Source organism: Pseudomonas sp. LBUM1658 (assembly GCF_059716055.1).
Genome location: NZ_CP166798.1, coordinates 1,182,295 through 1,204,593, shown reverse-complemented (window position 1 = coordinate 1,204,593; position 22,299 = coordinate 1,182,295). Strand labels below are relative to the sequence as shown.

At 60.1% G+C, this 22,299-nt stretch carries 23 protein-coding genes; 11 read left to right on the top strand and 12 right to left on the bottom strand.

The annotated features are described in order from the left end of the window. Positions 1-19: 19 nt before the first annotated feature. Complete coding sequence (gene rlmF, locus ACA064_RS05515) at positions 20-1,033, top strand: 23S rRNA (adenine(1618)-N(6))-methyltransferase RlmF (protein WP_497672479.1); 1,014 nt, start codon at positions 20-22, stop codon at positions 1,031-1,033. Positions 1,034-1,113: 80 nt separating this feature from the next. Here the strand turns inward: rlmF and ACA064_RS05510 are convergent, their stop codons facing one another. Continuing rightward, positions 1,114-1,395, bottom strand: coding sequence for an HU family DNA-binding protein (locus tag ACA064_RS05510; RefSeq protein WP_150640524.1), 282 nt, complete (start codon positions 1,393-1,395; stop codon positions 1,114-1,116). Between the two features lie 395 nt (positions 1,396-1,790). Between ACA064_RS05510 and yejK the strand changes: the two genes are divergently transcribed. Both yejK and ACA064_RS05500 read left to right on the top strand, forming a co-directional pair. Then, positions 1,791-2,795 (top strand): nucleoid-associated protein YejK, encoded by a 1,005-nt coding sequence (gene yejK / locus ACA064_RS05505; RefSeq protein WP_497672478.1) that lies wholly within the window; start codon positions 1,791-1,793, stop codon positions 2,793-2,795. Then, entirely contained in the window at positions 2,795-3,145 is a 351-nt protein-coding gene (locus tag ACA064_RS05500; RefSeq protein WP_497672477.1) for a glutaredoxin family protein, read from the top strand. The genes yejK and ACA064_RS05500 overlap by 1 nt, the downstream gene beginning before the upstream one ends. 150 nt (positions 3,146-3,295) lie before the next feature. Here ACA064_RS05500 and ACA064_RS05495 read toward each other — a convergent pair whose 3' ends face one another. The 5 genes from ACA064_RS05495 to ACA064_RS05475 form a co-directional block, all read right to left on the bottom strand. Further along, the gene (locus tag ACA064_RS05495; protein WP_497672476.1) at positions 3,296-4,231 is read right to left on the bottom strand and encodes a glutathione S-transferase family protein; all 936 of its coding nucleotides are present in this window, start codon (positions 4,229-4,231) and stop codon (positions 3,296-3,298) included. Positions 4,232-4,447: 216 nt separating this feature from the next. Further along, positions 4,448-4,768 carry a GIY-YIG nuclease family protein gene (locus tag ACA064_RS05490; RefSeq protein WP_497672475.1) on the bottom strand — a complete coding sequence of 107 codons (321 nt, stop codon included), beginning with the start codon at positions 4,766-4,768 and terminating at the stop codon, positions 4,448-4,450. 53 nt (positions 4,769-4,821) lie between these two features. After that, on the bottom strand, positions 4,822-5,292 hold the full coding sequence (locus ACA064_RS05485) for a nuclear transport factor 2 family protein (protein WP_497672474.1): 471 nt from the start codon (positions 5,290-5,292) through the stop codon (positions 4,822-4,824). Positions 5,293-5,395: 103 nt separating this feature from the next. Then, positions 5,396-6,031: a response regulator gene (locus ACA064_RS05480; RefSeq protein WP_497672473.1), complete on the bottom strand. Its 636-nt coding sequence runs from the start codon at positions 6,029-6,031 to the stop codon at positions 5,396-5,398. Between the two features lie 226 nt (positions 6,032-6,257). Then, complete coding sequence (locus ACA064_RS05475) at positions 6,258-7,130, bottom strand: response regulator (RefSeq protein WP_497672472.1); 873 nt, start codon at positions 7,128-7,130, stop codon at positions 6,258-6,260. A gap of 398 nt (positions 7,131-7,528) precedes the next feature. On the opposite strand from ACA064_RS05475, the gene ACA064_RS05470 reads away from it, so the two are divergent. From ACA064_RS05470 to ACA064_RS05440, 7 genes are all read left to right on the top strand, one after another. Next, entirely contained in the window at positions 7,529-8,152 is a 624-nt protein-coding gene (locus tag ACA064_RS05470) for a DUF1120 domain-containing protein (protein WP_497672471.1), read from the top strand. Between the two features lie 28 nt (positions 8,153-8,180). Further along, a complete protein-coding gene (locus ACA064_RS05465) occupies positions 8,181-8,792 on the top strand; it encodes a DUF1120 domain-containing protein (RefSeq protein ID WP_497672470.1) in 612 nt (203 codons plus the stop codon). A gap of 85 nt (positions 8,793-8,877) precedes the next feature. Beyond that, the gene (locus ACA064_RS05460; RefSeq protein ID WP_497672469.1) at positions 8,878-9,504 is read left to right on the top strand and encodes a DUF1120 domain-containing protein; all 627 of its coding nucleotides are present in this window, start codon (positions 8,878-8,880) and stop codon (positions 9,502-9,504) included. 43 nt (positions 9,505-9,547) lie between these two features. Further along, positions 9,548-10,252, top strand: coding sequence for a fimbria/pilus chaperone family protein (locus ACA064_RS05455; protein WP_497672468.1), 705 nt, complete (start codon positions 9,548-9,550; stop codon positions 10,250-10,252). Between the two features lie 191 nt (positions 10,253-10,443). After that, on the top strand, positions 10,444-12,882 hold the full coding sequence (locus ACA064_RS05450) for a fimbria/pilus outer membrane usher protein (protein ID WP_497672467.1): 2,439 nt from the start codon (positions 10,444-10,446) through the stop codon (positions 12,880-12,882). Positions 12,883-12,893: 11 nt separating this feature from the next. Next, on the top strand, positions 12,894-14,036 hold the full coding sequence (locus tag ACA064_RS05445) for a DUF1120 domain-containing protein (protein WP_497672466.1): 1,143 nt from the start codon (positions 12,894-12,896) through the stop codon (positions 14,034-14,036). Positions 14,037-14,062: 26 nt separating this feature from the next. Further along, a complete protein-coding gene (locus tag ACA064_RS05440; RefSeq protein ID WP_497672465.1) occupies positions 14,063-14,713 on the top strand; it encodes a DUF1120 domain-containing protein in 651 nt (216 codons plus the stop codon). Here the strand turns inward: ACA064_RS05440 and ACA064_RS05435 are convergent. The 6 genes from ACA064_RS05435 to ACA064_RS05410 all read right to left on the bottom strand — a co-directional run bounded on the left by ACA064_RS05435 (position 14,704) and on the right by ACA064_RS05410 (position 21,099). Then, positions 14,704-16,026, bottom strand: coding sequence for a CynX/NimT family MFS transporter (locus ACA064_RS05435; RefSeq protein ID WP_497672464.1), 1,323 nt, complete (start codon positions 16,024-16,026; stop codon positions 14,704-14,706). The genes ACA064_RS05440 and ACA064_RS05435 overlap by 10 nt on opposite strands. After that, positions 16,016-16,675, bottom strand: coding sequence for a FadR/GntR family transcriptional regulator (locus ACA064_RS05430; RefSeq protein WP_497672463.1), 660 nt, complete (start codon positions 16,673-16,675; stop codon positions 16,016-16,018). The genes ACA064_RS05435 and ACA064_RS05430 overlap by 11 nt, the downstream gene beginning before the upstream one ends. A gap of 265 nt (positions 16,676-16,940) precedes the next feature. Continuing rightward, on the bottom strand, positions 16,941-17,705 hold the full coding sequence (locus ACA064_RS05425; protein WP_008053474.1) for an amino acid ABC transporter ATP-binding protein: 765 nt from the start codon (positions 17,703-17,705) through the stop codon (positions 16,941-16,943). Between the two features lie 10 nt (positions 17,706-17,715). Next, entirely contained in the window at positions 17,716-18,813 is a 1,098-nt protein-coding gene (locus tag ACA064_RS05420) for an amino acid ABC transporter permease (RefSeq protein WP_497672462.1), read from the bottom strand. A gap of 10 nt (positions 18,814-18,823) precedes the next feature. Beyond that, positions 18,824-20,005, bottom strand: coding sequence for an amino acid ABC transporter permease (locus tag ACA064_RS05415; RefSeq protein WP_497672461.1), 1,182 nt, complete (start codon positions 20,003-20,005; stop codon positions 18,824-18,826). Positions 20,006-20,070: 65 nt separating this feature from the next. Continuing rightward, a complete protein-coding gene (locus tag ACA064_RS05410) occupies positions 20,071-21,099 on the bottom strand; it encodes an amino acid ABC transporter substrate-binding protein (protein ID WP_497672460.1) in 1,029 nt (342 codons plus the stop codon). Between the two features lie 469 nt (positions 21,100-21,568). On the opposite strand from ACA064_RS05410, the gene ACA064_RS05405 reads away from it, so the two are divergent. After that, on the top strand, positions 21,569-22,225 hold the full coding sequence (locus tag ACA064_RS05405) for an alpha/beta hydrolase (protein WP_497672459.1): 657 nt from the start codon (positions 21,569-21,571) through the stop codon (positions 22,223-22,225). The last annotated feature ends 74 nt before the right edge of the window (positions 22,226-22,299 follow it).

The window sequence follows — 22,299 nt, the reverse complement described above, 5'->3', positions numbered from 1 at the left end:
CCCCGAATCGACTTCGCCCATGACCACCCCCAGAACACCACACAAAAAGCCCCTGTCAGCGACTCCCGCCAAGGCCGCCGTGCCTCGCGAGAAGGCCACCCTGCACCCACGCAATCGCCACCAGGGCCGTTACGACTTCCCGGCGCTGATCAAAACCACGCCGGAATTGGCGCAGTTCGTGATCCTCAATCCTTACGGCAAGGAAAGTATCGACTTTGCCAGCCCGGACGCGGTTCGGGTGTTCAACCGGGCTTTGCTCAAATCGTTTTATGGCATCGCCCATTGGGATATCCCCGCCGACTACCTGTGCCCTCCGGTTCCAGGCCGGGCCGACTACGTGCACTTCCTGGCCGACTTGCTGGCCAGCGGCAATGAAGGCGTGATCCCTCGTGGGGCTGCGGTGAAGGTGCTGGACATCGGCATGGGCGCCAACTGTGTGTATCCGCTGATCGGTCATAGCGACTATCGCTGGCAGTTCCTCGGTTCGGAAGTCGACCCCAAGGCCATCGCCGCGGCAAAAGCCATTATCCAGTCCAACGGTCTGAACAAAGCCATCAACTTGCGCCTGCAAACCAACCCCAAGCAGATCCTGCTGGGCTTGCTTGAACCCGGCGAGCGGTTTGACCTGACCATGTGCAACCCGCCCTTCCATGCGTCCATGGACGAGGCCACCCGTGGCAGCGAGCGCAAATGGCGCGCCCTGGGCCGTGCCGACCCGAAACGCAAACTGCCGGTGCTGAATTTCGGCGGTCAATCGGCAGAGCTGTGGTGTGAAGGCGGCGAAGCACGGTTTGTGACGCAACTGATCGCCGAGAGCGCGCATTTTCAGCAAAAAGTGCTGTGGTTCAGCACCCTGGTGTCGAAAGCCTCTAACCTGCCGGCGATCCAGACGGCGCTGAAAAAGGCCGGCGTAATGGAGAGCCAGGTGGTGGAGATGTCCCAGGGTCAGAAGCAGAGCCGCTTCGTCGCCTGGACTTTCCAGACCAAAACCGAGCAACAGGCCTGGCGCCAGCGCTGGGCTCGCAAGGACTGAATAGGTGACGCCTGGGTAAAGCCCAGGCAACAAAAAACCGTGCCCGGATCGCTCCGGAGCACGGTTTTTTTTACTGTTTCTTACTTGTTAACAGCATCAGTCAGGCCTTTAGCCACGACCAGCTTGATAACTTTCTTGGCAGCGATTTCGATGGCAGCGCCAGTCGATGGGTTACGGCCAGTACGGGCAGGACGCTCGGTCACTTTCAGTTTACCGATACCTGGCAGAGTGATTTCGCCGCCATTTTCCAATTGATCAGCAACGATTTGGCCCAGTTGGTCCAGAGCGTTACGCGCGGTGGTTTTCGGCGCGTCGATGGCTTCAGCGATATCAGCGATCAGTTGGTCTTTAGTCATAGCCATGGTGGTGTTCCTTCCCTATCAAATTCATTTGGATTGCAGAGTGCAGTGTCAGCCATCGAGCCAGGTCGCCTGGACCTGGCACCCGATTACAAACCGCGACGAATCGGGGATGTAGATAACAAATTCAGGGTTTGGTTCGACCTGACAAATGCTGAATGCACGCTTAACGCCATTACTGAGCGCAAGACCGGGCAAAACTAGCACAGAGACGGGGAAATATCCGCCTCTACCTACCCATTTGCTCAGCTTTATCGCACTAAAACCGTAAAATTTTGCATAACAGCGCTCAGACAAGCTCAAAACACTGGTCGGACAGCGCCAAAACCAGCAGGTGCGGTACACTGGCCGCTTTTTCGGGGCGCTCCACCCTCCCCATTCAACCAGCCGAGAAGCCCATGCCGATCCGTCATTGCATCGTCCACCTGATCGACAAAAAACCCGACGGTACCCCTGCAGTTCTCCACGCTCGCGACTCCGAACTGGCGCAGTCCCAGGCCATCGAGCACATGCTTGCCGACCTCAACGAGAGCTACAACGCCAAGCAAGGCAAGGCCTGGGGCTTGTTCCATGGGGAATCCGGGGCGCACCCTTTCAGCGGCTGGCTGAAGGAATATCTCGACGGCGGCAAGGATTTCACTGCCTTCAGCCGTGTCGCGGTCGAACACCTGCAAAAACTGATGGAAGAGTCCAACCTCTCGGTGGGTGGTCACGTGTTGTTCGCCCACTATCAGCAAGGCATGACCGACTACCTGGCCATCGCCCTGCTGCACCACAGCGAAGGTGTGGCGGTGAACGCCGAGCTGGACGTGACGCCATCGCGCCACCTCGATCTGGGCCAGTTGCACCTGGCGGCGCGCATCAACCTCTCCGAGTGGCAGAACAACAAGCAATCCAAGCAGTACATCTCGTTCATCAAAGGCAAGAACGGCAAGAAAGTCTCGGAGTACTTCCGCGACTTCATCGGCTGCCAGGAAGGCGTCGACGGCCCGGGCGAAACCCGCACACTGCTCAAGGCCTTCAGCGACTTCGTCGAAAGCGAAGACCTGCCGGAAGAGTCCGCCCGGGAAAAGACCAAGACCCTGGTGGATTACGCCAGCAGTCAGGCGAAAATGGGCGAGCCAATGGGGCTGGAGGAGCTGTCCGAGCTGATCGACGAAGAGCGTCCGAAAGCCTTCTACGATCACATCCGCAACAAGGACTACGGCCTGTCGCCGGAGATCCCGGCGGATAAACGCACCCTCAACCAGTTCCGCCGCTTCACCGGCCGCGCCGAGGGTTTGTCCATCAGCTTCGAAGCGCATCTGCTGGGTTCGAAGATCGAATACGACGAAGAAGCCGGCACGCTGATCATCAAGGGCCTGCCGACCCAACTGACCGACCAGCTCAAGCGTCGCAATTAATGTTTAACGGGATGCTGAAGAAATTCCTGCTGATCCTGCTGGTGGTTGTGGTTTACCAGAACTGGGGCAAGATCGAGCGGCTGTTCAACCCGCAGGCGCTGGTGTCCGAGCAGACCCAGGCCAACGCCAGAGTCGTGCTCTATGCCACTGACTGGTGTGGCTACTGCAAGCTGACCCGGCGTTTTCTCGAGCAGCAAGGCATCCCGTACAACGAGTTCGACATCGAGAAGAATGCCGAGGCACGCAAGGCCTACGAGGCCCTGGGTGGACGGGGGATTCCGCTACTGGATGTCAACGGCACGTTGATTCGGGGTTATAGCCCTGAGGCAATACTGGCAGCATTGAAGTAAGAGCCGCCGCACCAGACCGGGCGTACGCAACACCCTGTAGGAGCTGCCGCAGGCTGCGATCTTTCAGCGGATTGCGGGTTTTTCGAACGGACGCGAAGATCAAAAGATCGCAGCCTTCGGCAGCTCCTACGAGTTGGATTTGTGAGCGCCCTAAAGAGCTTCAATCCGAAAGCCAAACCGCGGAAAGTGCACATGCACCACCCCGCCACGCTCATCCTCACGGCGCAGGATCAGCTCTTCGCTGCCGGCAAACAGCAACTCGCCAGCAACCGGATCGACGCCATAGTCCGTCGCGGCAATCACTACCTGCTGACCGGCCTTGAAGCCCTTCGGATCCTGGAAAACCTCGTCGGGCAAGACTGCCGGCTCGGTCTGGCGGGCAATCTCCAGGGCTTCGCTCGAACTCATTTCGTTTGAGGCACCATGACCGAAGCTCAAGACCCGAGCCAGCCACGAGGAGACCGCCGGGTAAGTGTCGACAAAAGGTGCAGTCACCGATGTCGCCTTGAGAAACCACAAGCTGTGCGCCAGGGCGAAGTCGGCAATCGACGGTTCACCGAACAGGAAGTCCCCCTCCTCTCGCTGCAGTTGCTGCTCAAGCCGCCCCATGATCGTCGGCCATTGATGCTTGGCCTGCTCTGCCGACAAACGCGTGGCACTGCCGCCAGCGAACAAACCTGTACGGTCAGCGACAAAATATTCAACGGCTTCGGGTGCCATTTTGGCGAAACGTACGGCGATGGATTCCGGCTGGAACACCAGGCTCACCGCATGCTGGAACACCACCGAATCAGCCCAGGCAGCAAAAGCCGCAACCACCAGTTCCTTACCTTCCGGAAACAGCGCAGGAGAGGATTTTTCCTGTTCGAGGCGACGGGCGATCAGCGCGGTATCGCAGTAGATGTCGGCGCCGACCTGCAGCACCGGAGTCTTGCGATAACCGCCGGTCAACGCCGTCAGATCCGGCTTGGGCATCACCGGTGGGATGTTCACCGAGCGCCAGGACAGCCCCTTGAAACCCAGCAAAAGACGGGCTTTTTCCGCAAAAAGCGAGGTGGGGTAATGGTGAAGAATCAACTCTGACATGCTGCAGTCCGCCGGCTGAATAGGAACAACCAGCTTAACGCGCAAAAGGTAAGCAGCCTACCCATCTGCCTGATGGGTACTTATCAGGCAGATTGATGAGGTAAAGACATGCCAGTGGCAGGCCCACCATCACAATCTAAACAATACCGTGCATGAAAAACTCAACGGGCACCCTGAAGAAATCTGAAAAACCCTTTAAAGATGGAAGACTTGAAGTCAGCTTGAGGCGCCGACCGAGCCACTGGCCACCAAACATTCCTTGGCGCTTTTCTTGAGTTTTTTGATCAGGCGTTCCTGACGCAGGGCTTCACTCTTGTCGCGGCACATTTCTGTGTAGACCAGGGCCACCGCAGGGCTGGACAGGAAGAAGCGCGCGCCCTTGCCGCTCTGATGGGTGGCGAAACGGCGCACCGGATCATCGCTGATCCCGCAATAGAGTGAACCATTAGCCGCGCGCACCAGATAGACGAACCACGGTTTGCTGACCGGAGTTGGGGCTTCGATGCTGCTGACTGAGGTGGGGAGGCTGCTGTTCACGTGACGATCTTGCAGTGCGGAAAACCAGCGGCGATCTTAGCAGAGGCTGGTCCTTAACGACTGGTCTGGAACGCCCTCAAACCTTTCAACGCCTGTGCCCGGACGGCATTTCTCACCAGTGGCGTCCAGCCCAGCAACAAGCCTTTGGTACCCAGCGCCTGCCGCGACCAGCGCCACAAATCGAAGCGGTCATGGTGCTCGCAGATCTTGCCGTCGCGGAAAACGAAGCGTGCCTGGATATCGTTGACCACGATGTTGCCGGTCTGGCTGAACAGGTAGGTCGCCACCCAATGGGCACTGCCGGTGCGCTCGTCACTGCGCACGTTGTCGAAGCTAAGGGTGAAGTTTTTCGCCCGAGTGGTCAGCATGCGCCACATGTCGCTGGCATCGCGGCCGCGCAACTCGCCAAACGCCGGATCACTGAACACCACATCCTCGGTGTAACAGGCGCTCATGGCCTCGGCGTCCAGCCGCTGGAAAGCTTTATAGAACTCAGTGATCAATGCGTTATGGGCATCACTCATGGCCAGGCTCCGTTAAACCGAAAATATAGCCGCACGATAATCCGCCCGCGCCATCAAGGCTACCGGCATTCGCGGAGCAAATACCGAGTGCGCGCCTCGAGTGCTAGGGGACCATGCCGCTGCTACGGGCATAGGCGAACAAATCCACATCAGTGGAGATGCACAAACGTTGCATGGCCGTGCTTTTTTGCTTGCTGATGGTGGAGATGCTGCGGTTGACCCGCGCCGCAATCTGGCTGACGGTCATGCCGCTGGCGAGCATCCTGACCACTTCGCGCTCCTTGCCGGACAGCTGCGGTACTGAGTGCTGATCGCCATTACCGGCTTGCACCAGTTGCACCCGCAGGCACTCGCTGACAAAGGTCTGGCCCTCGCTTACGGCCTTGATCGCCTGCGGCAGTTCCCTGGCCGAGGCGCTTTTGGCCACGATGGCCTTGGCGCCATGGGCGAAGGAGGCCCGCAGCGTGGCGACGTTGGCAAACATGGTCACCAGAATCACCGGCAACGCCGGGTATTTGCGCCTCACCAGGCTCAGCAGATCGTAACCGTCAGCCTGCTGGTTGCCCGGCATGACGAAGTCAGTCACCAACACATCGCAGGGGGTACTGTCGATCAGGGTCAGCAGTTGATCCGGGCCATCGGCCTCCCCTACCACCTTGCACCAGCCGTTCGCTTCGATAACTACCCGTTGCCCGATACGCACGATGGGGTGATCGTCAGCAATAATTACACGGAGCATGGAAAACCACTCATGAGGGCAATTTGAACTCGGGGAAAATACCCCCGCAAACGTTCCGCAACAACCGCCAATAATGGCTTGCTCCACGCTTCGCCCAGCATTTAAAGGCGCTCGGCCTCAGCCCCACAAAACAACCAGATAATACCTACAACAATAGCCAGCATTACAGATAGACAAACTCCTACTTCAACCCGTAGTGCGCACCCATAGCGCGGCCATGAAGGTCTCAGAGCGCCTTCAGGTGCGTCAGGTATCGGCACACCTCCTGGCGCAGCCACCTCAAGGACTGACTATTGGCTGCCACGCCTTCCCGGGCCACGGCAGCGATCAATTGCCTGCCACGGTATTCCAGGCGCGCATCCCCCAGAAACGCAACGCTGCCCACCAACCGATGCAGATGCTGCGTGGCACCCTCTGCATCCTGGCTGATCTGTGTCTGAGCCAGGGCTGCCAGATCCTTCTGCGCTTCATGTACCAAACTGAACAACAGACGTTGCACCACTTCCCCGCAACCGAAGGTTTCGATGAGGCTGGCACGGGTTGGCCAGGATGCAGTCGATCGGCGACGGGTGTCGTGCGCAGCAGCCTCGGCGTTAGGTAACCAGGACTCCAGCACTTCATGTAGTTGCTCGAACGTCAGTGGTTTGACCCGCCAGTCATCCATGCCGGCCTCGATGCAGCGCTGTATTTCAGCCGGCCCCAGGCTCGCGCTCAGGGCAATGATCGGCACACGCCCATCCTGCGCGGCGCTTTCCCGACGGCGTATTTCGCGGGTCATGGCGTAGCCATCCATGACCGGCATCTGGCAGTCACTGAGCACCAGGTCAAAATGCCTGAGGGACATGGCCGTCAGCGCCGCCTGCCCGTCGCCGAACACTTCGCAGCCTGGCCCGAGCTTTTGCACGAGCCAGCCCAGCAGGATTCGATAAGCCGGGTGATCTTCGACCACCAGCACCCTCAACTGTTGCCAACCCGTTATCTGGAATGGCGGCCGCGACGAAGCCTGCCCGGGACCTGTGCCTGAAGGAATGCCCGGCTGCATGGTCACCTCGCTTGTGGCAGTGAAATCGTCAAGGCCGCTCGACTCACCAGCGATCATCTGAACATCACTTGGAGGGGGACTGGAGCAATTAAGAGAGGCACAGTGACTTATCTTCTTGAATGATTTATGACAGCCAACCCCCTCAAAAAATAATCACCTGCATTCTTGTTGGCGATACAACAACTACGAAAATCCAAAACTTCCCACACAGAAACATTGAAATTCCGACAAACCATCGGTGGGGACCGGGGGGCCGGCCCAATGTCGTATTTGTTGTATTTCCTCTGCGTTTGCCAGCCGATAAATTGGCCCTCACCCCGTCAGAGGGTATGGACTCGCCGCCCGCGACAGCCCCGCACAGCCATGACAATCCGCCTCGTCATCCGTCAATCGTCGAGGTACTGCATTGCCATGGCACGCATTTATTAGCCAGCCTTGCATTGGAACAATCTGAAATGATCAAGTCCCTAGCCCTGTTGAGCACCGCCCTGTTGCTTGCCGCTGCCTCACCTGCCTTCGCCGCCAGCAATGTGGATCTGACCGTCAAGGGTTCGATCACGCCCAATGCCTGCGACACGATGATTTCCAATGGGGGGGTCGTCGACCACGGCAAGCTGACGGCCAGGGACCTCTCGGCGGATGCACATACGCCATTGCCCATCCAGCCCTTGTTACTGAGCGTGCGCTGCGAAGGGCCGACCCTGTTCACCTTCAACATGATCGACAACCGCGCCGGCTCGTCGGCGCTGCATAACAGCCTGCATGGCCTGGGCGTGATCAACGAGACCGAAAAGCTGGGCAGCGCGGCCTTCTCGCTGACCAGCCCGGTGGCGGATTCGGTGGCCGTGCGCACCATCATGTCGACCAATGGCGGCGCCAGCTGGACCCCCGCCTCCTACCTGGGACACGCCGCACTGACCGCTATCGCCTCGGCGGACGACACCAGCCGGCCCATTGCGGTGAAAGACTTCGATGCGGGTATCAACGTGCGCACCATGATCGCCCGCACCGATGGCCTGACCCTGACCGACGAAGTTCCCATCGACGGCCACGTCACCCTGCAACTGACTTACCTCTAACCCATCCCTGAACGGAGTTTGACCCACCGTGAACAAGACCCTTTCTGCCCTCGCCGTCAGCCTGCTGCTGATCAGTTCCCCTACTGCCTTCGCTGCCTCGACCGTCGACCTGACGGTCAAGGGCCTGATCACCCCCAGCGCCTGCACTCCCAATTTGTCCAATGGCGGCGTCATCGACCATGGCAAGATTTCCGCCAAGGACCTGTTGCCGAACAATCCAACCCATATCGGCTCCCACACCCTGACCATGACCGTGAGCTGCGACGCGGCGATCCCGTTTGCGCTGCACTCGATTGATAACCGTGACGCAAGTACAGGTAGTGCCTACAGCCTGGGTATGAACAACGGCAAGAGGCTGGGGTGGTTTAGTGTGATGTTGAGCAACCCGGTGGCCGACAGCATCGCCGTGCAGCCCATTGCTTCCGAAGACAGTGGCACCACGTGGTACCGCGAAAAATTCTGGGACGCCGGCCTGTACATGTCGGTGGCCGCCATGGACGACGACAGCCAACCCCTGGCAGTCAAGGACCTGACCGTAGACCTGGTTGTATCAAGCTCAATCGCCCGCACCGATGGCCTTGACCTGAGCAACGAGGTAACCCTCGACGGATCGGCCACCTTCGAAGTGAAGTACCTGTAAAACCATGACCGCCCATGCCTTGCGTCCTGCCAGGCATGGGATTTTTCGTATCGGTCGTATTCACCTCTGCCAGTGGCCCCCACCGATGAAGTTGTTCACTCGTTTTTTAACAGCGTTGTTTTGCCTGACGAACCTGCCTTGGGCCTTTGCCGCCTCGGCGGTCGACATCACCGTCACCGGACGGCTGACACCTCATGCCTGCAGCATCGAGCTGTCTGACGAGGGCACCGTGGATCACGGCAAAATTCCCGCCCGCAGCCTGAACCCGGACGAATTCACCGTACTGCCCAGCCGCTCGCTGGAGCTGAGGGTCCACTGCAACAGCCCGATGTTGTTTGCATTGGTGGGCATCGACAACCGGGCGGACTCCTCGTTGGCTCCCGACTATTTCTACGGCCTGGGGAGAAACATCCACGTACCCGCCGAACGCCTCGGTTCCGTGGCGCTGTCCTACCGCAACCCGGTCGGCGACGCACAGCCAATGCAAGTACTGGCGTCGAGCAACAACGGCGAAACCTGGGGCCCGGACGCCAATGCCTACCCCAAGTACTACATGGGCTTTGCGCTGCCGGGCGACCGTCAGCCGGACTTCATCAGCCAGTTGACCACCCAGCTTCGCGTCGACACCGCCATCAATTTTTCGCAGTACCTGACCCTGGACCAGGAAGTACCCCTCGACGGCTCCATCGTCCTGGATTTGCGCTACCTCTGACCCTGGCGATGGACTCATCTCATCCCACTGGAAAACATCCGTCATGACGACGAAACGTTTAACAATCGCTGTCTGCCTCAGTGCCCTGGGCCTGTTGCTCAGCACTCACGTACTGGCCGACGGAATGGTTCCGGACACCTCCGTGGTGATTGTTCACGAAGCCGACGGCGAAGCGTCAGTTTCCGTGACCAACACCGACAGCCAACTGGCGCTGCTGCACGTCACCCTGGAAAACATTCCGGAAGATGACGAGTCGCTGCTATTCGTCACCCCACCGCTGGCGCGGGTGGAGGCCGCCAAATCGCAACTGGTGCGCTTCATTCTGCAAAGCCCACAACCGCTACGCACCCAACGGCTCAAGCGGGTAATTTTCGAAGGCATGCCACAGGGCCGGCCAGCCACCGAAGCCGGGCACGCCCGGGTCGGCGTGACGGTACGTCAGAACCTGCCGGTGATCATTCATCCCAGGGGCCTGAAGCGTAACCCCACGCCCTGGACCGACCTGACTTGGTCGTTGCGGGGCGGCCAATTACAGGTGAGCAACGACACCCCCTATGTGGTGCGCCTGGCCCAGGACCTGAGCCTGCTGCCCGGTAAGGGCAAGGCGATGCTGCCCCGCACTTATGTGCTACCGGGAGAAACCCTGAGCGTCCCCACGACGGGCGGGGCCGCCACGTCGGTGAGATTTCAACCGGCCACCCTGTATGGCTTTGCTGTGAAACCCCACGAAGCGCCCATCAGTCTTTGAAACATAGGGCTCTACACTTTTTTGCTGACTGAAAAACCTTGTCCCCTCGCCACAAGGTTTGAAAGCAACACAGGTGCCGCAGGACTGCCAGGCACCTGAATAACGAAGTGACGACGCCATGACCGTCACCAGGATGCATACCACGGCCGAAACGGGCTCGGCCCAGCGCCTCCATCATCAGAGTGCCATTCGTGAAAACAGTATTGAGTTACCGTGACGGCGAAGCCGTGCCCGCCGTGTCCCCGCGTTTCATCTGGCCGGCGCTGTTGCTGGCCAGTGCCTTTCTGTCCAGCGAGGCCAGGGCTGAAGCCCCACCGCAAGCCCGCTTCGATGCTCAGACCCTGCAACGACGCGGCATCGACCCTCAACTGGCCAGCCTGCTGCTCGATACGCCGCGCTTTGCTGCCGGTCGGCATGCCATCAGCCTGACCGTCAACGGTCAGCGCCGTGGACGGCTGGAGGTGAGTTTTGATCAGCAGGGCGTCCTGTGTTTCGACCAGAAATTGCTGGACACCGCCAATCTGGTGATACCCGACGACGGCGGGACCTGTCATGACTTTCTGACACGGTTTCCACAAAGCCTGGTGGAACCTGATCCGGCCACGTTGACAGTGGCGCTGGTGGTGCCGACCGAGGCCCTGCGCCCTGTAGAACGCGATGTGTCCGGGTATGAAACCGGCGGTTTCGCCGGATTGCTCAACTACGATCTCACCGGGTTTTACAACCAGTACGGTGAAGACTCCAGCCGGTTTGGTTCGGCCAATACCGAAATGGGTTTCAACGCCGGCGACTGGATCGTACGCAGCCGCCAGGTGCAGACCTGGCAGGACGGGCTGTCGCGCACCATCCATCTGGAGGCCTTTGCCCAACGTACGTTTGCCAGCCATCAAGCGGTGCTGCAGGCTGGCCAGATCAACCTCTACAACCCGGTGCTGTCCGGCGCCCAGATCACTGGCGTCCAGGTACTCACCGAACAGGCCCTCCAAGACCAGGGCCAGGGCGCGACCATCAACGGGATTGCCAACAGCCCGGCGCAGGTCGAGGTCCGCCAGAACGGCGCATTGATTCACTCCACCGTGGTCCCGGCCGGGCCATTTTCCCTGAGCGATGTCCGGCGCCTGAACAGCCGTTCGGACGTCGAAGTCACGGTCAAGGAAAGCGCCGGAGGGGAACGGCGCTTTACCGTGCCGGCGGCCATGCTCGGTCTGGGCCTACCGGCACCGGGCTACTCGGTGGCCGCCGGGCGGGTGCGCAATATTGGCGATGCCCAGGGCGACGATCCCTGGGTGATCAGCGCCGGCTGGAGCGGCGCGGTGCACCCGCAAGTGAGTCTGGGCAGCGGCATGCTGATGTCCAGCGAGTATCGCGCAGGCGGCCTGAGCCTGGGCTGGCTGCCGTGGAGTGACAGTCAAATCCAGCTGTCCAGCCAGGCCTCCGACGCACAGGTCCGGGAAAAAGTGCGCGGGCTGCAAACCGACTTGTCCTGGTCCCGGCAACTGAACGACCAGTGGTCATTCAGCGCCAGCACCTCCTGGCGCACCCCGGGCTACCGCGAACTGGAAGAGGCGACCTACGAGCCTGAAACCCGCCAACAGCGAAGCTCACGCTATCGCGACCAACAAAGCGCCACGGTGGGCTGGTCCCATCCCTGGCTCGGGGCCTTCAGTGCCGGTTTTTCCCGCTCCAGCACCTTCGACGGCGACAGCAGCAGCCGCGCCCTGGCGTCCTGGGGCACCAGCGTTAGCGGGGTGTCGCTGTCGGCCAGCGCCGAGTGGCAGATGGGCGGGCGTCAGCAGCAAGACAATGCCGTCTACCTGAACGTCAGTGTGCCCCTGGGCGAGAGCCGCCGGGCACGGGGCTGGGTGCGCAACTCGGGCGGTGAACACCGCACGGGCCTGGGCGTGACCGAGCAGATAAACGATCAATCCAGTTATCGGGTCAGCGCCGAACACGACACCCGCGACCAACAAGTGGAAACCACCCTGGGCATCTCGGCGCTGCCGCGCTACAGCCAGCTCGACCTCAGTTACAGCCGCTCCGATGCAGAACGTTCGAGCTATCAGGGCGGTGCCCGGGGTGGCGTGGTCGTGCATGGTGGCGGTGTCACGTTGTCGCCATATCCGGTGCGCGACACCTTTGCCGTGCTCTCGGTCAGCGACATGGGCGGCATCAAAGTCAGCACCCCCAGCGGCCCTGTCTGGACCGACTGGCAAGGTCAGGCGGTGGTGCCCCAAGTGGCCGCGTATGGGCGCAGCCCGGTTGAGGTCCAGACCCGTTCGCTGCCGCGCAATGCCGATATCAACAACGGTCTGGCGGTGATCTGGGCCGGACGCGGCGCCGTGGACCGAATCGAGTTCGGCCTGGTGCTGACCCGCCGCGTCTTGCTCACCGTCAGCACCGACCAGGGCGCACCGCTGCCCCGTGGTGCCACCGTCAGCACCGCCAATGGCGAGTTCATCACCCTGGTCCAGGAAGGCAGCCAGGTGTTCCTGCCCAACGTCCTTGAACAACCGGCATTGTGGGTCAACCCCCCCGGAATGGAGCGCTGCCTACTGCAGTTCGATCTGCCGCAAAAGGGTGATCCAGAGGTGTATTTCGAAACCGTGCCAGCCCGTTGCACCAAGCCTTGAGGAAGACTTCCATGCCCCTTGATCCCTCCTTGCAACGGCTAAGCGCCTTGTTGCTAATGCTTGGCCTGGCCGGCAACGTCCACGCCCAGGACGAATGCCAGCTCAGCCTCAACGAATCGCTGCTGGATTTCGGCCTGATGAGCCGTGTCGCCAAGAGTGCCAGCGCCCCCCAACAACCGCTGGGTGAACGGCGCCTGAGCCTGGCCCTCAACTGCCCGCAACCGGGGGACATGAGCCTGTTCTATAACGCCTTGGCCGCTAGCGCGCAGCGGCTGCAATTCACTGGACAGGGCAGTTACGATATCCAGGTCAGCGACGCAGTCCTGGACGGCCAGGCCGTGGAATTGGGACTGGTGCCCGCCATCGGCCAGCCGCCCGCCGCCAGCGGTGCGGTGCTGAACTGGCGCACGGGCTACGGGATCGCGCCGGTTCAAGGCGCCGCCGTGCTCTCGGGCAAAAGCCTGTCCCTGCAACTGACGGTCAACGCCTGGGCTGATACCGCCGCCACCCACGTGCGGGATGCAACCACCTGGGAAGTCTCCGGACTGTTCGAGGCCCGCCACAGCGCTCGCTTCCGGGAACTGACCCTGCGTGCCAGCTTCGCACCGGCCGCCTGTACGCCACGCCTGTCCAACGGCGGCCTGGTGGACTACGGCACGCTGCTGGCCAAGGACTTGAACGTCGACAGCGAAACCCCGCTGCCCACCAAAACCCTGCTGTTTTCCGTCAGCTGTGACGCCGCCACCCCCTTCGCCCTGCTCATGCACGACAACCGCAATGGCTCGGCTACCGGCGGCACCGACGAGACCGCCTACGGCCTGGACCTGGACAACAGTCAGAACAAGATTGGCCGCTACTACCTGAACATCGACCCGGCTGACTTCACTGCCGATGCCTTGCCGACGCTCTATCGCACCGACTCCACCAGTGGCGGTGTGGCCTGGAGCAGCGCCAGTTCCCGGCAGATTCCCATGGCGGCCAACAGCTACCTGGGCTTTACCGACAGTGCCGGCAGCACCAGCGGGCCAGTGGCAATCCAGAACCTCGCCGGAACGGTCCGCATCAAGGCCTTCCTGGCGCCCAGCCAGTCCCTGGACCTGCGCGACGTTGTGCACATCAACGGCTCCGGCACCATAGAAATCATTTATCTGTAACCCCATCCACAGAAGAGTCTGCGACCATGAAACCCTACTGCATCGCCCTTTCCACCCTGTTGCTGCTGCCTGCTGCACAAAACGCCCTGGCAGCCTCGACAGTAGACCTGACCGTCAAAGGCCTGATTACGCCGCTCGCCTGCACCCCGCTGCTGTCCAGCGGGGGCCTGATCGACTACGGCAAAATTTCCCGACAGGACCTGAACCTCGACAAAGGCACCCGCCTGCCCGTCAAGTACCTGCAAGTGAGCGTCGGCTGCACCGGCATGAGCCGCTTTGCCCTGCGCATGCGCGATAATCGCGACGGCTCGGCCATGGTCAACAGTGAGATTTACTATGGGCTGGGGTTCGATAACAGTGGCAACCGCGTCGGCCTGTACTCCATGAGTTTCGATCCGACGCAAACCGTCGTCGACAGCCTGACGCGGGTCTACGGTACCGAGTCCACCACCGGCGGTCTGGCCTGGCGCACCGCCAACTTGAAACCCATCGATATGGGCGCCACCAGCTATCTGGGCTTCACTGATACCGAAGGCAGCACCGCAGGGCCGTCGGCGATCCAGAACCTGAGCACCACGGTCAAGGTCGAGGCGGTCATCAATGCCAAACAGAACCTGGACCTGAGCACCGACATCCTGCTGGACGGCTCCGCTACCCTTGAGGTGGTCTATCTGTGACCTTGAAGTTTCTCGCTGGTGACCTGCACATACAACGCACGTCCGGCCCCGAGACCGGCGGTGATCGCGCCCAGGCCGATCACCGCGAAAATCCAGCCCACGGCTGCCCAGCCGCCGGTCCAGTCATGCACCAGGCCGACCGCGAAGGGCCCGAGGGACGCCAGGGTGTAACCAAAGCCTTGGGCCATGCTCGACAGATTGGCGGCCACATGGGCATCCCGCGAGCGCAGCACGATCAAGGTCAGTGCCAGGCTGAAGGCACCGCCCTGCCCCAGGCCGAGCAAAATCGCCCAGCCCCACAGACCTTCGATCGGCGCGTAAAGGCAGCCGAACAACCCGCCGAGGGTCAGGCACATGACGATGACAATCGCCAGCCGCTGATCCTTGCCCCGCGTCGCCAGCCAGGGCGCGGCCAACGAACTGGCCAGTTGGACGATGACCGAGCCTGACAGCACCAGGCCCGCCTGAGTGGGTGTCAAACCACGGCCGATCAGGATCGATGGCAGCCAGCCAAAGACGATGTATGCCAGCGAGGATTGCAGCCCCATATACAGCGTCACTTGCCAGGCCAGCGGATCACGCAGCAGTCCGCGCACCCGATAAGCCACGTGGTGGGCACCGTGTTTGCGTCCGACTTGCGGCAACCAGAACGCCGCGGCTACTAGAGCAGGCAGCATCCAGAAGCCCAGGCCCATGGTCCAGCCACCCTCGAAATGCTGGCTGAGCGGCACCGTCGCCCCCGCTGCCATGGCCGCGCCGAGGCACAACGCCATGGTGTAAACACCGGTCATAGTCCCGGCGTGTTTGGCGAAATCGCGTTTGACGATGCCCGGCAGCAACACACCGATCACCCCAATACTGGCACCGGCGAGAATGCTGCCGGCAAACAAGCCGGTTTCACCGAACGAACTGCGCAGAATGATCCCGCAGGCCAGGGTCAGCAAAATGCCCAGCACCACCCGCTCGGCCCCGAAACGTCGCGCCAGAAGCGGCGCCAGCGGGGCGAACAGACCCAGACACAGCACCGGCAAGGTGGTCAGCAAACCCGCTTGCGCCGCCGACAGGCCGAGGCTTCTGGATACATCGCTGAGCAACGGCGCCATGCTCGACAGCGCCGGGCGCAGGTTCAATGCAACCAGAATCAACCCCAGCAACAACAGCCATGGGCGGCGCAGAACTGGATGACTTTGCTGGACCTGTTCGTCATCGGCCTCGGCATCGATCAACAGCTCTTCGAGCTCTGTCGTGCGCTTAGGTAATGTGATTTTTCCGGTCTGTGGGGTAGACATGGAATTCCCGGTTTCAAGGTTCATTGATCAGCGTCCGGCAAATGGCCTTGGCCCGTTCCGGATCGCGCTGCTCAACGGCATTGAGTAGTTCGATGTGCAGGTCGAACACTTCCTGGCGCCGCGCAGTGATGCTCAGGGTCTGGCGCAAATGCGCGCCAACGATGCTGGAGAAGTAGCGGTATAACTCGCTCAAGGTCGGGTTGTGTGCTGCGTCCACCAGTCGACGATGGAACACCAGATCACAGGCGATATAGCTATCGAGATCGCCGTGGTAATGACTACCGCTGACGCCAAGGGCTTCATGCAGCGCTTTAAGGTCTTCATCCGTACGCCGCAGCGCCGCCAGGCCGATGGCCTCGACTTCAAGAATGTGCCGGGTCTCACGGGCCTGTTCATGGGAGCAGCGTGAAAGCGCCTTCATGGTGTCCAGCGGATCGACGACCGCCCGCAGGTAACTGCCGTCGCCCTGACGAATCTCGATCAACCCGGAAAACGCCAACACGCGCATGGCTTCGCGCACGGTGTTGCGGCTGATGCCCAGCTCAATCGCCAGCTCCGGCTCGGTGGGCAAGCGCTGGCCGATGGTCCAGGTGCCGTTGTTGATGCGCAAGCGCAACCGCTCCAAGGCCTGATCGACCAAAGATCGCTTAATTAATGGAGAAATATCGGACATAGGATTCGCCTTTTCATCCAATCATAGGATGAATTTTCTGACATGTTAGTCAGGTTTATCAGCGAGTACAACTATAGGCGCTGCCGCAGGCTGCCATCCTTCCAGCGGTTAATGGAGTGCCGGGGCTAACGTAAAGATCAAAAGATCGCAGCCTGCGGCAGCTCCGGGGGTTATGTAGGCCCGACCCAGTGTGGTTGTCGCCCTAAAACTCAGGAAAAAATAAACCCGGCACATGGCCGGGTTTATTGATGTTGCCGCTAACCCATCAATGCAAAATCTGGCTCAAGAACAGCTTGGTCCGTTCATTCTGCGGGTTGTCGAAGAAGTCGTTCGGCGCGGCCTGTTCGACGATTTCGCCCTTGTCCATGAAGATCACGCGGTTGGCCACGGTACGGGCGAAGCCCATTTCGTGGGTTACGCAGAGCATGGTCATGCCGTCTTCGGCCAGGCCGATCATGGTGTCCAGAACCTCTTTCACCATCTCCGGATCGAGTGCTGAAGTCGGTTCATCGAACAGCATGATTTTCGGCTTCATGCACAGTGCCCGGGCAATCGCCACGCGCTGTTGCTGACCACCGGACAGCTGCCCCGGATACTTGTGCGCCTGCTCCGGAATGCGCACGCGCTCCAGGTAGTGCATGGCAATTTCTTCGGCCTTGCGCTTGGGCATCTTGCGCACCCACATCGGCGCCAGCGTGCAGTTCTGCAGGATGGTCAGGTGCGGGAACAGGTTGAAGTGCTGGAACACCATGCCGACTTCACGACGGATCGCTTCGATCTGCTTGAGGTCGTTGGTCAGCTCCACACCATCGACCACGATGCGGCCCTGCTGGTGTTCTTCCAGACGGTTAAGGCAGCGAATGGTGGTCGACTTGCCGGAACCGGACGGCCCGCACAGGACGATACGCTCGCCCTGCTTGACGTTCAGGTTGATATCTTTCAATACGTGGAACTGGCCGTACCACTTGTTCACGCCCTGCATCTGAATAATGCCTTCAGGGCTCACAGGCTGTTTGATTGCTTCGCTCATCAGAGAACTCCTAACGCTTGTGGCCAGTGTCGAGCTTGCGTTCCAGATGCATGGAATAGCGCGACATACCAAAACAGAAAATCCAGAACACCAGGGCTGCGAATACATAGCCTTCGGTGGCCATGCCCAGCCATTTCGGGTCGGCGGCGGCTTGCTTGACGCTATTGAGCAGGTCGAACAGGCCGATGATGATCACCAGGCTCGTGTCCTTGAACAGCGCAATGAAGGTGTTGACGATGCCCGGAATTACCAGCTTCAAGGCTTGCGGCAGAATCACCAGGCCCATGCTGCGCCAGTAACCGAGGCCCATCGCCGCAGCCGCTTCGTACTGACCTTTGGGAATCGCCTGCAGACCGCCGCGCACCACCTCGGCCACATAGGCCGACTGGAACAGAATCACCCCGATCAGCGCCCGCAGCAGCTTGTCGAAGTTCATGCCTTCGGGCAGGAACAGCGGCAGCATCACCGAGGACATGAACAGCACGGTGATCAACGGCACGCCACGCCAGAACTCGATGAAGGTCACGCAGACCACTCGAATCGCCGGCATGTTCGAGCGACGCCCCAGCGCCAGCATGATCCCCAGCGGCAAGGCGCCGGCAATGCCGACCGTGGCGATCACCAGGGTCAGCATCAGGCCGCCCCATTGGCTGGTCGCTACTTCGCTCAGACCGAACCAGCCACCGTGCAGCAAGGTGTAGGCAATGATCGGGTAGAGCACCAGAAAGCCCAGGCCGTAGATCGCCTTGCGCGGGAAGCGCGAGATGAACAACGGGGCCACGCCAATCACCGCCAGCCACACGGTCAAGTCGACCCGCCAGCGCAAGTCGGTCGGATAGTAGCCGTACATGAACTGGCCAAAGCGCTGCTGGATGAATACCCAGCAGGCGCCTTCCTTGGTGCAGTCGGCGCGCGTGGTGCCGACCCAGTTGGCGTCGATAATCGCCCAGCTCAGGATCGGCGGCACTATCAGCCAGATCAGGTAGAAGGCGAACAGCGTCAGCAGGGTGTTGATCCAGCTGGAGAACATGTGCGCCCGCATCCACGCCACGATACCGATGCTGCTGCTCGGCGCTGGCAGGTCAGGTTTGAAAATATGAGTCGTCATGTGCGCTTCCTCACCGCTCGATCAGCGCAATGCGCTTGTTGTACCAGTTCATCAGCAGGGAAATGCTGATGCTGATCGCCAGGTACACGCTCATGGTGATGGCAATAACCTCGATTGCCTGCCCGGTCTGGTTCAGCACCGTACCGGCAAACAGCGAGACCATTTCCGGATAACCGATACCGGCGGCCAGCGAGGAGTTCTTCGCCAGGTTCAGGTATTGGCTGGTCAGCGGCGGAATGATCACCCGCAGCGCTTGCGGGATAATCACCTTGTGCAGGGTCGGACCGTTGCGCAGGCCAAGGGAACGGGCGGCTTCGGTCTGGCCATGGCTGACCGACATGATCCCCGAACGCACGATCTCGGCGATGAACGCCGCGGTATACACCGTCAAGGCCAGGGTCAAGGCCAGCAGTTCCGGGATCAACACCCAGCCACCGACGAAGTTGAAACCCTTGAGTTCCGGCATTTCCCAATGCAGCGGAGCGCCAAAGATCAGTGCGCACAGTGCGGGGATCACCAGGAATAGCGCCAGGCCAACCCAGAACTTGTGGAACGGTACACCGGTCGCTTCGAAACGCTTGTTGGCCCAGCGGCACATCAGCACGACGGCAATGATCGCCACCAAGACACTGACCATGAACGGCCAGAACCCGTCGGCGGTCAGGGCTGCCGGCATGTTCAAGCCACGGCTGCTGACAAAGAAGGTGTCGCCGAAGTTATGACTGTTGCGCGGCCCCGGCATGGTCAGGAACACCGCGAAATACCAGAACAGAATCTGCAGCAGCGGTGGAATGTTGCGAAAGACCTCGACGTAGACGGTCGCCAGCTTGCTGATGATCCAGTTCTGCGACAGCCGCGAGACGCCGACAATGAAGCCGAGGATCGTCGCCAGGATGACGCCGATGAAGGTCACCAGCAGGGTATTGAGCAGGCCGATGACAAACACCCGGGCATAGCTGTCCGATTCGGTGTAGTCGATCAGGTGCTGAGCGATGCCGAAACCGGCGCTGCGCTCGAGAAAGTCGAAACCGGAGGTAATGCCCCGGTGTTGAAGGTTGGTTTGGGTGTTATCGAACAGATACCAGCCCATTGAGACCACCGCGACAATCGTGATGATCTGAAATGCCCACGCACGCACTCGTGGATCGCTGAGGCTGAGCCTCTGCTTTGGTGCGCCGATTGAATTTTGCATGAAGTGCCCCAGAAATAATGGAACAGAACATCACCCGGTGGTTGGCCCACCGGGTGACAGGACCATCAGCGCACTGGTGGTGCGTATTGAATGCCGCCGTTGTTCCACAGAGCGTTCAGCCCGCGGTCGATGGCCAGTGGAGTGCTTTTGCCGAGGTTTTTCTCGAACACTTCGCCGTAGTTGCCCACTTGCTTGACGATCTGGACGACCCAGTCCTTCTTCACTTTCAGGTCTTTGCCATATTCACCGTCAGCACCCAGCAGACGAGCAACGTCCGGGTTCTTGGTGGCTTTGGCTTCAGCTTCAACGTTTTTCTGGGTGATGCCCATTTCTTCAGCGTTGAGCATGGCGAACAGGGTCCACTTGACGATGCTGAACCACTCTTCGTCGCCTTTACGCACGACCGGGCCCAGCGGCTCCTTGGAGATGGTTTCCGGCAGAACCACGTAGTCGCCCGGGGTCGCCAGCTTGCTGCGCTGTGCGTAGAGCTGGGATTTGTCGGAGGTCAGCACGTCGCAACGACCGGATTCCAGCGACTTGGCGCTTTCATCGGAGGTGTCGAAAGTGATCGGGGTGTATTTCAGACCGTTGCCGCGGAAGAAGTCGGAAACGTTCAGCTCGGTAGTGGTACCGGCTTGAATGCAGATGGTTGCGCCGTCGAGTTCTTTGGCGCTCTTGACGCCCAGTTTGTTGTTTACCAGAAAGCCGATGCCGTCATAGTAAGTCACGCCGGCAAACACCAGACCCATGCCCGAATCGCGGGAACTGGTCCAGGTGGTGTTACGCGACAGCACGTCGATTTCGCCAGACTGCAGCGCGGTAAAGCGCTCCTTGGCGTTCAACTGGCTGAATTTGACCTTGGTCGCGTCGCCGAATACGGCAGCGGCCACAGCGCGACAGACGTCAGCGTCGATGCCGATGATTTTGCCAGTGGAATCCGGAACCGAGAAGCCCGGCAGACCGTCACTCACGCCACACTGTACGAAACCTTTTTTCTGCACTGCATCCAGGGTTGCACCCGCCTGAGCGAACCCACTGACACCGAGCACTGCGGCCGCAGTCACGATGGCCAGGGTGGATTTCAACATCTTCATTCAAACCTCCAGTTTTTGCTCTTGTTGTGTCGGAGCTTGAGCCTTGCCGCACCCTTATGAGGCGCTGTTGACCCGTGTTGGCTTTTTTTAGGGTCAAGCGGCGTAAGGCCTTCGCTATGAGTCTAGTAGGAGAAAATCCATATAATGGAAAACTCACTTCTCACCAATCGGCCGAACGGGCTGTAGCCCTTTCATGTTCGCGAAGCCCGTAGCGGCCTTTGGCGAACGTCCATCACCGGATTTTTTGCTATCCCACAACCGAAGGTAGACTGATAGTGTTACCGCTCGGCGCAGGATTACTTGCACAACTTTCCCCATAGCAAAGGCCGTACCATACCGGCCCCTAAGGCGTTTAAGTGGCAGGTCAATAGCAAAACTTGCAGCCTTGCGACATCTTCTTAACTGATCAACCAGCCGCGCACTTTGACCTCGCACACAATGAGAGCGCACGCACAATTTTGGAGCAGACATGACCCAGACCTTGATTCTTCAGCCCATCAAGCCCGTCGACGCCTGCGTAATCTGGCTGCACGGCCTGGGTGCCGACCGCTACGATTTCCTGCCGGTGGCCGAAGCGCTGCAAGAAAGTCTGCTGACCACCCGCTTCGTTTTGCCTCAGGCACCGACCCGCGCCGTGACCATCAACGGTGGTTACGAGATGCCGAGCTGGTACGACATTCTGGCCATGAGCCCGGCCAGGGCCATCAGCCGCGAGCAGCTGGATGAGTCCGCGCAAACCCTCGTCGATTTGATTGAAGAGCAGCGCGCCAGCGGAATAGACGCCTCGCGGATTTTTCTTGCCGGTTTTTCCCAGGGTGGCGCAGTGGTTTTACACACTGCGTTTCTGAAGTGGCAGGGTCCTTTGGGTGGCGTAGTTGCCCTCTCCACTTATGCACCGACCTTCGGTGACGAACTGCAATTGTCTGCCAGCCAACAGCGGATTCCGGTGTATTGCCTGCACGGTCATTACGATGAGGTGGTACAAAACGCCATGGGCCGAACCGCCTACGAGCATTTGAAGCGACTTGATGTCACCGTGACATGGCAGGAATACCCAATGGGTCACGAAGTGTTACCCGAAGAAATTCGTGACATAGGCGTCTGGCTCGCCGACCGGTTACGTTGAAAACCGAAACTTCCTGTAGCCGTATGACCAATGAACTACGCCGCGCCCGATTCTTGCATTACACTGCCCGGCAC